The organism is Pedobacter psychrodurus, assembly GCF_004331735.1.
Lineage (GTDB): Bacteria > Bacteroidota > Bacteroidia > Sphingobacteriales > Sphingobacteriaceae > Pedobacter > Pedobacter psychrodurus.
The window spans coordinates 188,508-201,369 of record NZ_SJSO01000009.1 but is presented as its reverse complement, the minus strand read 5'-3'; the positions used below and the strand labels follow the sequence as shown (position 1 = coordinate 201,369).

Genomic DNA, 12,862 nt, shown 5'->3' with positions numbered 1-12,862 from the left:
GTACCCAAAGCGCTTTGTCAATCTAGCAATGTGGCTTGTCACCGCCCCGCGCTCATCAAAAAAACAGCGGCACTTTGTTTTGTGTTGGTATTGCTAAGTGAAAGTTTTTACAAACTTCGAACACAAAACCACTGCGTTTCAGGCTTGGTAGTGCTATTTGTTCTTTTCTGCATCTGTTTTTTTGATTCTGCTGCCACTTGAGATTGACGGCGTTCTTCGGTAAAGCCTGTACTTTATTAAAGTTGGTCAGCAAAATGCCTAAAAAAATCAATAGTAAAAGATGTGTCCACACGATAGGCGCAGGCGGGAATCTTAAAGCTTATTGCATTACGATTCCCAATCAAGTTGGGAATGACGATGCTCGTTGGTCAGGATCTGTGATCTTGACCTTTGCTCTGCGGATTTGTAATCCGCATTTTGATCTATATGTGTTTAAGGATTATAAAACCTTGGTTCTTAAGACGGGATTACAAATCCCGACTAACGATACACCTAATGTTTCTCGCCTTTAATCACTTTAAATAAATGCAAAACCTGCGGAAATAGGGCATCCATACTTTCTTCTACACCGCTTTTTGAGCCAGGAAAGGTAAGTACAAGTGTATCTCCAATAAAACCTGCTACACCGCGAGAAAGCATGGCATAAGGCATGCGTTCCTGTCCGTAGCGACGGGCAGTTTCCATAAGCCCTTCAATATTCCTATCAATTAAAGGCGCAATGGCTTCTGGAGTTACATCGCGCAGAGAAAGCCCGGTTCCTCCCGTAAAAATGATCAGATCATAACTACTTTTACTTAATTCACTGGCTTTATCACGAATGATATTGATTTCGTCGGGTACGATTTCATATTTCTCGGCATTGATTTCCCATTGGGTTAGGCGCGAAATAATCGCTTTGCCAGAGCTATCCTGAGCTTTGTTTTCGAAAATAGAGTCTGAACAGACCACCACTGCAGCTTTTATTTCAGGGAATTTGGCATTCTTAAGGTCAGATTTTCCTCCCGATTTTTTTAATAACCTTATATTTTCTATTTCAACGCCTTTGTCAATTGGTTTTAACATATCATACATGGTTAAGGCGGTAACCGAGGCACCGTGCATCGCTTCAACTTCTACACCGGTTTTGTAAATGGTATGTACTTCAACCGTAATGATGATGGTTAAACCCACAATTTCATAAGTAATAGCGGTATATTCAATCGGAAGCGGGTGGCAATCGGGAATTACATCACTCGTTTTTTTTACGCCAAATAATCCTGCTGCACGCGCAAATTCAAATACATCGCCTTTGGGTATTTTGCGCTGTTCAACGGCATCGATGGTTTCCTGCTTAGATACCTTTACGGTAGCGGTTGCAATGGCAATCCTTAAGGTATTGGATTTTTTTGTGATGTTTACCATGTTAAATATTTTCTTTCCATTGATGGGTTTCGTCTTCGAATATTTCTTTCCCCCAGATTGGTAATTCTGCTTTTAACCGGTCTACTACTTCGCTACAGGCTGCTATTGCAGGTTTACGGTGTGCTGAGGAAGTAAAAACAAAGAGGCAGATCTCGCCTGTTTTAACCTTGCCCAAGCTATGATAAATGTGCATGCAGTTTAATGGATATTTTTCGAAAATATCCTCCCTGATCTGATGCATTTTTTCGAGGGCAAGGTCTTCGTACGCAGTATAATCTATCGCTGAAATAAATTTGCCCTCAATTTCATCCTTTCTCACCTGACCCATAAAAATACTATGGCCACCAATAGCCGTTTTTTCGCTATGCTTTGCAATGCTATCGGCTATAAAGGCAGGTTTTATTGGACCATCAACAAATATATTCTTTATCTTTTTTTCGCTCATGTTAGGGTCTGAGAAAATGATCTCTCCATTTTACAATACCACCTTTTAAACTGTAAATCTTTTTTGCATCGCCATATTTTTCCTGCATGGCCTCTGCTGCGGCTACACTTCTAATTCCGTGCTGGCAGATTAAAACCACATGTTTTTGATAAAATTCTTTGCTCATAAAGGCTCCAAATTCCGACATGGGCACCTGTGTGAAAATTTGTTTATCCAATACTGGTACTTCGTGTCTTTCACGTACATCAATTAAAATTGTCGATTCCTGTTGCTGAAGTTTAACCAATTCGCTGGCATCAATTTCTATATATCCTTGTGGCCCTTCGCTCGTATCCTGATAATCCATATTTAAAAATTCATCAACAGTTTTAGGTAAGGTATAACCGCCACCGTGACTGATGTTAATGGTATATTGTTCTTGTGTAAGTAAATTATAACTTAATATTTTATTGGTTAACGGCTGCCCGATTCCGGCTATCAGTTTAATGGTTTCAGCAGCTGCCATGGTGCCCAATATACCTGGTAGTACACCTAAAACGCCATTTTCGGCACAATTGGCCACTTCTCCTTTGTCGGGCGCAATGGGGAAGAGATCGCGGTAATTGGTGCTTGGTGTTAAATGATCAGGAGCGTTAAATATGGCTAGCTGACCTTCAAAACCTGAAACTGCGGCAAATATAAGTGGCTTGTTAAGCAGCGCACAGGCATCGTTAATCAGGTATCTGGATTCGAAATTATCTGTTCCGTCTAATATGTAATCGTATCTGGATAGAATATCGAGGATATTATTTTTCTGCAAACGGATAGGGTGGCGAATTATTCCGATCTGGGTATTCATCTCCTGCAGGCGCTTTGCCGCAACCTCTACTTTCAGCTTTCCGATATCGGCCGTACTGAAAAGAATCTGTCTATGTAAGTTGGATAATGAAATGGTATCGTCATCAACAATACCAATATGGCCAATGCCGGCAGCAGCCAGGTATTGCAACGCAGGACAGCCCAAACCACCTGCACCAATTACCAGTACTTTTGCTCTTAAAAGCTGTTGCTGTGCTTCCTCCCCAAATCCTTTAAGGATAATCTGCCTGTTGTATCGTTCTGCACTCATATCTTTTATCCCCCAGAAAAAGGTGGCATTATTGCTATTGTAGCGTTGTTGGTAATTTCGGTATTTTCCTGAATGATATTTTTGTTCAGTGCAAGTTTGTATTTCATGCTTTTTAAAGCAGGAAATTGATTTTCGAGATATTGTTTAAAAGCATCAGTATCAGCAATGCCATCAACATCAATTTTTTGATTGTTGATAAACTCGGCAATTTTGCCAAAACTAATCATTTCGATTTTCATCTGTATGTTTTTGTTTTTTATCGGTGATGAAGCTATCATGAGCATATTTTTCACAAGTTTCTATTTGATTTTTGTGTTCAAGCGCTCGCAGGCTCGGTTTATTACCGTTTGTGAGTGTTTGCTCATGATGGTTTCATGCTGCTAATTTACCTGTAAGATGCTGATTTTACTCAATCCTTTTACAAATCTTCTTCCTGTAGCGAAATCGCTCGGCGTAATAATGGCGATATTGCCCTTTTCTGCTTTTGCCGGTACCGCATCATAATTAATCAATACCATGAGCTGGTTTCCGGTTGGCGAATTAAAAATTTCGTTCCACGAGTATACTACTTTATAATTATCGCTTGCGGTAAAAACCAAATAATATTCACTGAGTGTTTTTGGTGAGGCAGCATCTATTTCTACTTTGGCCAAAATATCTTTCAAAAGCACACCTTTAATGTTTTTGATACTGCTTTTACGCTGCATCAAGTGGTTAAAAATTTTCATACTATCCAAACTAACGGATTTATAAGCGCTTAAATTGTTTAAAGTTATCGTTAATGGCGTTTTAACCTTTCCTCCGATTACAAATTGTTTGCTCTCTTGTGCATTTGCAGCAAAACTTAAAAATAATAAGACGATAATAAAGTATTTTATATTATGCATGTGTAAATAACAATTTATAAGCGGCGAGCGCCAATACACAGGCCAGCACATTTTTTAAAACGGTTTGCGGGAATTTTAAGGCACCAAAATAAGCGCCACAAATACCACCAACAAAAGCTACCCCAACATAAGCGAGCATGTGGTTGTTAAATTCGAAACCTTTGATCAGCTGGCCGCCTAAACCGGCAACCGAATTAACAAAAATAAATGCTGCGCTGATAGCCGCGGTCTGTTTTTGATCCGTCCACTTTAAAAGCAATAGGATAGGAGAAAGGATAATTCCACCCCCGATGCCAATCATGCCCGAGAGTAAACCAATAATACCCCCAATAATCAATGATAATGGAATATTTGATGATCTTAAATCGTTTGGATCGGTATTTTTAAAGAAGAAAAAACGGATTACGGGAAGGAGTAAAAGCACACCTAAAATCTTTTTATAAATAGAACTTTCAATGGCCATCATACCCCCAACAAAAGAGAGTGGGATAGAGGCGAGCGCAAAAGGCCAAAAGGTTTTCCATTTAAAGTGGCCACCACGATAAAACTGGATAAAGGAAGTGGAAGAAACAAACAGGTTGAGCAATAGTGCAGTAGGTTTCATTACAGCGGGCGAAATGGCAAAAATAGCCATCAGTGCGAGGTAACCGCTGGCGCCGCCATGCCCTACTGAAGCATATAAAAAGGCTACAATAAAAAGTAAGCAGTAAAAGAGGATGAGGCTTTCTTGCATGGTTTAGTCTGGTAAAATCAATACGGTTAGGATATCGCCTTTTTTTAAGTCCTCTTGGGTTTCATCAAGACAGATCAGGCAGTTGGCCTGTGCAAATGAGCTTAATCGGTACGATTCCTGCGCACTGAGCGGGGTAACCAGCCCATTTTCATATTTGCCCTTCAGGAAATGTGTAAGTCCTGCAGCTTTGGAATAAGAATGGGTGAGTTTTGCCTGAAGCTCAACTACATTATTGCTTTTATGCGATAAGGATTTGATGGATGGCAATACGTAATTATAGTAACAGCAAAGTACAGATGAAGGGTTACCTGGAAGTCCGAATATTAATTTTTGATTTTTTGTGCCAAAAAACAAAGGTTTGCCAGGTTTCTGTTTTACCTTATGAAAAATCTGTTTGATGCCGCAATGTGAAGCTGCCTCGATTACGAAATCATAATCGCCCACACTTACGCCTCCTGTAAGTAGCACAACATCGCTGCTTTCTGTTGCAGTTTGTAATACTTTCTTAAGGATCTCGAGATCATCATCCGCTTCGTAAACGGCAATTTGTTCAATGCCTTCATGTTTTAAGGCTGCAGAAAGCGAATAGGAATTCGATTCATACACCTGCCCAAATTCGAGTGTTTTTCCTGGTTGTTGTAATTCTTTTCCCGTTACAATAATCGAAATTTTTGGCATGGGGTAAACGCTAACTTGGTTAATACCAATCCCTGCCAGAAAGCCAATAGCCGCAGGACTGAGCAGATTCCCTTTTTCCATCGCCAATGCGCCTGCCATAATTTCTGAACCTTTATCCCGTACATTTAAGCCAGGTTTTAAATTGGGATCTTGCAAGGTGATTTTACCATCCCTACGTGTGATTTTTTCCTGCATCACCACGGTATCGGCACCTTGTGGTAAGGGTGCACCTGTAAATATCCTACTGGTTTGGCCCTGTAGGATAGTGATACTGGTTGCCGTTCCTGCGGCCATTTCGCCAATTAAGGCAAGTTCTTGCTTGTGATCTTCAAACTTTAACGCATAACCATCCATGGATGACTGGCTAAAGGCAGGAATATCGTATTTTGCATAAACGTCGTTAGCAAGAACGTGCCCTGATGCCTGTGCCAGGTCAATTGAAATGGGATTTAGTAGTGTTATGTGTTGAGAAATGAGGTCTTTTGCTTCTTTAACGCTAATCATGAAAATTTTATCCTCCAATGGTAATCATACTTCTGTTTTTAATGGTAGTGGCATCAATTTTTTCGAAATCACTTACCAACTGTCCACCCAATGCTTTCTTTTTGCTCCAAATGGCCGATTGAATTAGTGGAAGCACATCTTCATTTTTCCGCAAGGCAGTAAGCAGATCGGTTTCGCTATCCGAAAACAGGCAGTTTTTTAATTTTCCGTCTGCAGTTAATCGCATGCGGTTACAGGTATCGCAAAAAGGGTTGGTCATGGTGCTGATAATGGCAAACGAACCTTCATGACCAGGAATCATGAAACTTTTGGCTGTATCGTGGGGTTCTCCTTCAACAGGTAATACCGTGAAATCTTTCTCTACCACCGACAGGATTTCATCTAAAGAAAACATTTTATTACTCGTCCACTTGTTACCGCTAAATGGCATGAACTCAATAAATCGGATCTGAATGGGATTGTGTTTAGTCCAACTAATGAAATCGCAGATCTCATTGTCGTTAAGCCCTTTCATCACCACCATATTTACTTTTACCTTGATTTTATGCTGTAAAAGCAATTCGATATTGCTGCGTACCTGATGGAAAACATCCCTTCGGGTAATCATAAAGAACTTCTCAGGTTGTAGGGTGTCAAGGCTAATATTGATCGTTTTAATTCCTGCTTCTTTTAGTACTGGCAGCATTTCGGCAATGCGGGTTCCGTTTGTGGTAATTACGAGCTCCACTGGAAGTTTGCCCAGTGCAGTAATAATTTGGGCTGCATCTTTTCTCACTAATGGTTCGCCACCAGTAAGCCTGATTTTTTTTACGCCATTGGCCACAAAAACCGCTGCCAGTTTAATGATTTCGTCGGTTTGCATGAGCCGGGAGGCAGGGGTGAAGTCGTATTCTTCTTCGGGCATGCAATAAAAGCAGCGAAAATTGCAGTTATCGGTAAGCGATATCCGCAGGTAATCGTGTATTCTTCCAAAAGAATCTGCTATCATTGCTGGCTAATTAAATTGTTGTAATCTGTTTCTGTATCAATATCAATTCCTCCCTGTTCGAAAACTACTGTTTCCAGATCCTGTAGATGCTGTTTTAGTATGTTTTTTGCCCCTTCTGCTCCTTTGAGTGACAAAAGTGCTTCAAAGTAATCTTTTCTGAAGAGGACAGGAGTTCCTATCGTTTCGGCATAGGTACTGGCAATGATATTTTTGCCAGTTTCTTTCTGTTTTTCGATTAAGTTATTAATGTTACTCATTTTTATAAAAGCCTGGTCGGCCACAGCAATAATGATACTTTCAATTTCACTATTATTTTTGATCATAGTTGAAAGCCCGGCTACAATGCTCGAGGCCATTCCATTTTCCCAATCTTCATTGATAACGAAACTAACCTGATTATTCTGATGCTGGCTGGCTATTTCTTTAGCGTTTGCACCTAGAACAACAATAACAGGCTGGCAATTTGTTTTTAAAGCTTCATCTATTACCGTTTGCAAGAGTGTTTTTCCTTTATAATCCAAAAGCTGTTTTGGTCTTCCTAAACGTGAAGAACTGCCTGCTGCTAATATGATGATGCCTGTTTTCAATGCTTAATTGTTTTTTAATTCGTAAACGTGGATCGGTTTTTTCTTCTCCTTTAAGAACATAGCCGAAGCGCCTGTAAAAACAGATTTAATTTCTGCGAGGATAGAAATGGCAATTTCTTCTGCAGTTTCTGCGCCAATATCCAGTCCAACCGGACCATGCACACGGGTTTGGTTTGCTGTCGTTGCCAAATCCAGTTCATCTAACATCCTGACCAGCTTTTTCTTTGGCCCTAGTGTACCAATATATGGTACGTTTGTGCCCAATAAATATTTAAGTAGTTCGAGATCATAATTGTAATTATGTGTCATCAGTACAAAAGCCGTTTGCTCATCTATCTGAATTTGAGTTAAAACATTTTCGGGTTTGCTAACTAAAACCTTGGTTGCGTTTGCAAAACGTTGTGGCGTGGCATGTGTTGGTCTTCCATCTATCACAGTTACTTCCCAGCCCAAAAGGTAAGCCATTTCGGCCAAAGGCTGTGCATCATTGCCTGCGCCTGCTATAATTAGTGAAACTGGGGGTTTGATAAACTCCAGAAAGGCATCAATTTGTTGACTGTCGTGCTCATAAACTTCAAATGCTGTAGTCTTATTTTCAGCAACTTTCAGGATATCTTTAATTGCTTCATCGCTAATTGACTTTGGAACTTTAGACAAGATAGGTTTATTCCTAAAAAGCATGCCTGTGCCCAATTGTTGTTTACCTGTTAACGAAAAAAGCGTTGCTAAAACTGCACTTTCTCTTTTGCTTTGCAAAGCGATTAAAATAGCGATGGGATTTAACTCATCCGCTTCTATAATGGGTTCGAACAGAATATGTACAATACCATTGCAGCCCAACTGAACGCCAAATTTGGCATCATCTTCGTCGGTAGTATCATAAGTTATCAGCTTGTTTTCTTGCTGTACAATTGCTGAAAGTGCTTTTCGCAAGGCATCGCCTTCTAAACAACCACCACTAATGGCACCCGTTAAGTGGCCATCTTCAGTAATCAGCATCCTGGCACCAGGCCTACGGTAAGAAGAACCTTCTACCTTAACTACCGTTGCAAGGGCTGTTTTTTTCTTTTCCTTCGTTGCCTTTTGATATGCCTTTATTATATCGGTAATTTCTTTCATTAGGAATTGATGCAATAGATGATGCAATTTAATGATAATCTATTACAAATAGCCAAAGCAAAAGGAAGATGTATCCTTTAAAGAAGTATTACGAATAAAAAGCTTGGATTTTTTGATTCTATTTGTGCAGTCAGATGTTACCATCTGACTGATAAAGTAAACCAAATGCTTATTATCTCTGAGAACGAGATTAAGTGTCAGATGGTAATATCTGACCCCACTAGAATAAGGTAATTTAAATATCGAAAAATTCAATTTTAGGCTTAAAAAGGATCGGAATGGAAAATTTCGAGGTTAATGCAGCGCAAACCAATACTGTTAAAGAGTTCGGTTATTTCTTTAGTCCAATCTCTTGGCGAATCTACCCTAAGAATTTTATCGCTGTCCCATAAATCGATATTCCATTTAATTTCTTTGAACTGGCTGTTCAGCAGTGGGCTGATTACGTTTAACTCGCTATCAGTGGATACATTTGTTTTGAAAACGGCGATCATATAGAAAAGTTTTTAGGTTTGTTACTAGCAGTAGACGTACAACTTTAAAAATTACTTTAAATCAGAGTGATTTTTTTAATCTTTTTATTTAGTTCAATCAGCTAAATGAGCATTTCTAAAAACATTAAATAATTTGTAAGGATGTTTCATCTCGTGCGACTAACCAATTAAGCAGTATATTTATATAAGATAATACCAAAACATGCAGAACGAAACGGATAAGGAATATGCAGTCAAGAGCCTTCATTCAGCCCCACTGAGCTGGGTAGATAAGTATGCCGATTACCTGTATGGCTTTGCCATGTTGAGATTAAGAAATGAAGATGTGGCCAAAGATTTAGTTCAGGATACCTTTTTGGCAGGTTTGCAGCGTTTAGATCGTTTTGAGGGCAACAGTGAAGAAAAAACGTGGCTAACCGCCATCCTCAAAAACAAAATTGCCGATTTTTATCGGAAACGCTCAACCAGCACGCTTAAAGATTTAAATGTAACTGACGCAGAACACGAACAGCAGGATTTTTTTGATGCTGAATCAGGCCATTGGAATGAGAAGCACCGGCCACAGGCATTTGGTTTGGAGGTAGATAATCCTTTAATGATGAAAGAATTGGGCAGCATACTAAATGAATGCCTGGCTAAACTCCCGGGTTTATGGTTTTCTGTATTCTCGATGAAACATATGGATGATCTCACGTCTGAACTCATCTGTACAGAACTCAAACTTACAGCTGCAAACTTTTGGGTGATTATGCACCGAACAAAACTTAACCTGAGGGCATGCCTTCAAAAAAACTGGAACTGATATGACGAGCGCGCTAAAAAATATGATCTATAACTGTAAGCAGGCTACTTTTTTAATCGAAAAAAGAATTGCAGGAAAAATTACGGCTGCTGAAACCCTGCTATTGCATGTGCATTTGGCTGGTTGCTCTGTTTGCAGGACTTATCAGCAACAAAGTATGTTGATTAATAAGGTGTTTATAAGTTTCGAAAACAACGATTTTAAACTGGATGAAGCATTTAAAAAAACGTTAATCGAGAAAATTGAAAAAGAAATAATTAAAAATTAATTTTCGCTGTAAGGTTAATGCTTTTAGTTCGACTAAGAGGTAAAAAATAAAGACAAAATGAAAAGAATTATCTTATTTACAGCCCTGGCTGTTGTATTATCGCTACAAACAAAAGCACAAAAGGGTTTAAGAGAAGGAGATAAAGCTCCGATGTTTAGCGCAATGGATCAAAATGGTAAAACAGTGGGTTTGAAGAGTGCACTTAAAGCACACCGTTCTGTGGTATTATTTTTTTATCGCGGTCAATGGTGTCCTTACTGTAACAAACACATTAAAGAACTTCAAGATTCTTTAAGCTTGTTCAGTGGAAAGGATGCTTACGTTATCGGTGTTACACCCGAAACGAAAGAAAACATTGATAAAACAATCAAAAAAACGAGTGCTGGTTTTTCTATCCTTCAGGATAAAGACGATGAGATTATGAAAGCCTACAACGTTAACTTTATGATGGACGAAGCAACCTTTACCAAATACAAGGGCTATGGTATAAATTTGGAAGACAACAATGGGAATACCCGACATACTTTACCCGTTCCTGCAACCTATATCATCGATCGTTCAGGTAAAATTAAATATGTTCATTTCGATCCCAACTATCAAAAAAGAGCCTCGGTAAAACTTTTGCTTTCAAAACTTTAAATCGAGATAACATCAATTTACTTAAAAACACTCACTGCTTTTTTTAATGGTAGTGGGTGTTTTTGTTTAGTATTTTCGGCTTGTCCTAATTACAGTATCACCGGTTCAGAAACGCCAAACCTGGCCGATGCCGTGCGTAAATCACTTGAATGGCGTACAAACTAAGGTACAGGCTGGACAATTACCTGGCGGATAAATTTATAGGCCAGAATGCAAAATGGAGAACGTGCTTCTGATGAATTTAGGTGATAAATTGGCTATATCTATTTTTTTTTGGGAAATGAAAGGAGTGTAATTCTTGGCGGTTTGCAGCCCTGCTTTTGGTACAAGTCCCGATGAAGAATCGGGCGCTTTTCCCGTCAATCAGGTTTGTGAACAGCGTTTTGCGCCCAAGAACCCCAAAAATGAAATACTGTTTTAGCCATTTAGCCGCGGGTGAAGCGTTACCCTGCAGGTTGAGGTACGAAACCGAAGCGTAAAAGTGCAACACGGGAACCAAGTTGGTTTGATGCAGCGGCCCTGCGCTCCAAAACCAAAAGCTATGTATAAAAATATTTTCAACTTACCTCCGTTCGCCAATCTGTTGTCGCCACATGGAATAATAGAGGACCTTCTTTTCGAGCAGCTCGGTATGGCTGCCTGTTTCTGATACTTTTCCTAGTACGTAGATTTTATCGGCATGCATAATGGTCGATAGTCTGTGGGCAATGAGAATGGTCATTTGTTCTCTTCTATCGGAAATTTCGCGAATGGTTGCCGATATTTCTTCTTCGGTAAGTGAATCTAGCGCCGAGGTAGCCTCATCAAAGATCAATAACATTGGTTTTCTCAATAACGCCCTTGCGATAGAGATCCACTGTTTTTCGCCTCCAGATAGCTTCATCCCGTATTCACCCAATACGGTATCAATTCCCTGGTCAGCTTTGGCAATGAGTGCTGTAGCTGAGGCCTTTCGTAATGCTTCAATAATCTCTTCTTCGTTGATTTAAGGCGATAAGTAAGCCAATACAATGTTTTAAGTTTACTTTCGCGTAAAATGATCCATTAGCTTCATGGTAATTAAGGCATCTTCACCACTACATGGATTTTGCCCTTGGCCTAAAAAGTAATCAACTACTTTTTCAATCATAGGTTGTTGCACATGCTGCAAAGGTTCAAATATAAATTCTTCTTTTTCATCTGTAGTAACGGCAATTTTATTGCCAAACATAGGGAAACTGATGTGACCTTTTGAGCCATAAATTACGCAAATATCGGCTTGATCTTGTGGCGCAACAGAGAAACACCAGGTACCGCTGAAAACAATTCCATTTTCGAAAAGGATATTTCCCGCAACCAGATCATCAACCTCGGTGTTTTCTTGTTGCCTGGTAGCAATGCCCATGGCATTTTTTACAGCACCGAAATAGTAAGTCATCAGATCTAATTGATGCGGGGCCAGATCGTGAAATAAACCACCGCCAGAAATGGCCGGATTGATCCGCCAATTATCTGCTGTTTTGGCAATTAGTTCAGGGTTACTAGACTGGAGCATTTTTAACCGGACTAAGCGAACATCGCCAATGGTATGTGCAGCCAATAGTTCCTTAACTTTTAAGAACATGGGTTGGGCACGGCGGTAATGGGCCACGCAAAGCTTAACCTTTAGTTCGTTTGCGGCATCAGTCATGCGTTGTGCAGCATGAGCATCTAAAGTCATGGGTTTTTCTACATATACCGGTTTGCCAGCTTTTAAGGCTTCAATGGTGTAAGCTTCGTGCTGTAGGGGTGGGGTAGCAATGTAAATGGCATTAACCTCTGGATCGTTAATCAGTTGAGAAGCATCATCATACCATTTAGGTACTTGATGCCGCCTGGCATAATCAGCAGCTTTAGCACCGTCGCGGCGCATTACCGCAACAAGTTTAGCATTGTTTACCTTATTAAAAGCTGGTCCGCTTTTTACTTCAGTTACATCCCCACAGCCAATAATGCCCCATCTTATTTCTTCCATTGTATAATCGATTTGAAAGGTTGAATTTAGAAAATATTGCCCGGAAAATATGCTCAAACAATAGAAAGCTTGTTAAAAAAGAAAAGGGATTCACTTTGGGAGTGATCCCTAATCAACTAACCAAACAAATCTATTCCGGAAACCACGCCGGAATTAATCTATAAACGAAAGAATTAGGAGATTGTTTTATTGGGTTTGTCTATTTGGTGTATTTTT

General features: G+C 39.7%; 17 protein-coding genes. 4 read left to right on the top strand and 13 right to left on the bottom strand.

Features of this window, described 5'->3' with window-relative positions; translation table 11 throughout:
* Positions 1-201 (top strand): hypothetical protein (locus EZ456_RS25330; protein ID WP_205945088.1); only part of this gene is annotated, 201 nt, incomplete at its 5' end.
* A gap of 291 nt (positions 202-492) precedes the next feature.
* Here the strand turns inward: EZ456_RS25330 and moaCB are convergent.
* The 11 genes from moaCB to EZ456_RS13410 all read right to left on the bottom strand — a co-directional run bounded on the left by moaCB (position 493) and on the right by EZ456_RS13410 (position 8,944).
* Complete coding sequence (gene moaCB / locus EZ456_RS13460) at positions 493-1,401, bottom strand: bifunctional molybdenum cofactor biosynthesis protein MoaC/MoaB (RefSeq protein ID WP_131530946.1); 909 nt, start codon at positions 1,399-1,401, stop codon at positions 493-495.
* Position 1,402: 1 nt separating this feature from the next.
* Entirely contained in the window at positions 1,403-1,846 is a 444-nt protein-coding gene (locus EZ456_RS13455; RefSeq protein ID WP_131530944.1) for a molybdenum cofactor biosynthesis protein MoaE, read from the bottom strand.
* Between the two features lies 1 nt (position 1,847).
* On the bottom strand, positions 1,848-2,954 hold the full coding sequence (locus EZ456_RS13450; protein ID WP_131530943.1) for a ThiF family adenylyltransferase: 1,107 nt from the start codon (positions 2,952-2,954) through the stop codon (positions 1,848-1,850).
* A gap of 5 nt (positions 2,955-2,959) precedes the next feature.
* Entirely contained in the window at positions 2,960-3,193 is a 234-nt protein-coding gene (locus EZ456_RS13445) for a MoaD/ThiS family protein (RefSeq protein ID WP_131530941.1), read from the bottom strand.
* 141 nt (positions 3,194-3,334) lie between these two features.
* Complete coding sequence (locus tag EZ456_RS13440) at positions 3,335-3,841, bottom strand: molybdopterin-binding protein (RefSeq protein ID WP_225876541.1); 507 nt, start codon at positions 3,839-3,841, stop codon at positions 3,335-3,337.
* Complete coding sequence (locus EZ456_RS13435; protein ID WP_131530939.1) at positions 3,834-4,574, bottom strand: sulfite exporter TauE/SafE family protein; 741 nt, start codon at positions 4,572-4,574, stop codon at positions 3,834-3,836. Before EZ456_RS13435 ends, EZ456_RS13440 begins: the two co-directional genes overlap by 8 nt.
* A 3-nt stretch (positions 4,575-4,577) precedes the next feature.
* The gene (locus EZ456_RS13430; protein ID WP_131530937.1) at positions 4,578-5,756 is read right to left on the bottom strand and encodes a molybdopterin molybdotransferase MoeA; all 1,179 of its coding nucleotides are present in this window, start codon (positions 5,754-5,756) and stop codon (positions 4,578-4,580) included.
* Between the two features lie 7 nt (positions 5,757-5,763).
* A complete protein-coding gene (gene moaA, locus EZ456_RS13425) occupies positions 5,764-6,744 on the bottom strand; it encodes a GTP 3',8-cyclase MoaA (protein WP_131530935.1) in 981 nt (326 codons plus the stop codon).
* Positions 6,741-7,331, bottom strand: coding sequence for a nucleotidyltransferase family protein (locus EZ456_RS13420; RefSeq protein ID WP_131530933.1), 591 nt, complete (start codon positions 7,329-7,331; stop codon positions 6,741-6,743). The genes moaA and EZ456_RS13420 overlap by 4 nt, the downstream gene beginning before the upstream one ends.
* A 3-nt stretch (positions 7,332-7,334) precedes the next feature.
* Positions 7,335-8,450 carry an XdhC family protein gene (locus EZ456_RS13415; protein WP_131530931.1) on the bottom strand — a complete coding sequence of 372 codons (1,116 nt, stop codon included), beginning with the start codon at positions 8,448-8,450 and terminating at the stop codon, positions 7,335-7,337.
* A 263-nt stretch (positions 8,451-8,713) separates the two neighbouring features.
* Positions 8,714-8,944 (bottom strand): hypothetical protein, encoded by a 231-nt coding sequence (locus tag EZ456_RS13410; protein ID WP_131530929.1) that lies wholly within the window; start codon positions 8,942-8,944, stop codon positions 8,714-8,716.
* Positions 8,945-9,146: 202 nt separating this feature from the next.
* On the opposite strand from EZ456_RS13410, the gene EZ456_RS13405 reads away from it, so the two are divergent.
* The 3 genes from EZ456_RS13405 to EZ456_RS13395 are packed head-to-tail and all read left to right on the top strand — an operon-like array spanning position 9,147 to position 10,653.
* Positions 9,147-9,746 (top strand): sigma-70 family RNA polymerase sigma factor, encoded by a 600-nt coding sequence (locus EZ456_RS13405; RefSeq protein WP_131530927.1) that lies wholly within the window; start codon positions 9,147-9,149, stop codon positions 9,744-9,746.
* Between the two features lies 1 nt (position 9,747).
* On the top strand, positions 9,748-10,014 hold the full coding sequence (locus EZ456_RS13400; RefSeq protein ID WP_131530925.1) for a zf-HC2 domain-containing protein: 267 nt from the start codon (positions 9,748-9,750) through the stop codon (positions 10,012-10,014).
* A 57-nt stretch (positions 10,015-10,071) separates the two neighbouring features.
* Positions 10,072-10,653, top strand: coding sequence for a peroxiredoxin family protein (locus tag EZ456_RS13395; protein WP_131530924.1), 582 nt, complete (start codon positions 10,072-10,074; stop codon positions 10,651-10,653).
* A 562-nt stretch (positions 10,654-11,215) separates the two neighbouring features.
* Here EZ456_RS13395 and EZ456_RS13390 read toward each other — a convergent pair.
* Both EZ456_RS13390 and EZ456_RS13385 read right to left on the bottom strand, forming a co-directional pair.
* The gene (locus EZ456_RS13390) at positions 11,216-11,620 is read right to left on the bottom strand and encodes an ATP-binding cassette domain-containing protein (protein WP_394343143.1); all 405 of its coding nucleotides are present in this window, start codon (positions 11,618-11,620) and stop codon (positions 11,216-11,218) included.
* A 54-nt stretch (positions 11,621-11,674) separates the two neighbouring features.
* On the bottom strand, positions 11,675-12,646 hold the full coding sequence (locus EZ456_RS13385) for a Gfo/Idh/MocA family protein (protein ID WP_131530922.1): 972 nt from the start codon (positions 12,644-12,646) through the stop codon (positions 11,675-11,677).
* Between the last annotated feature and the right edge of the window lie 216 nt (positions 12,647-12,862).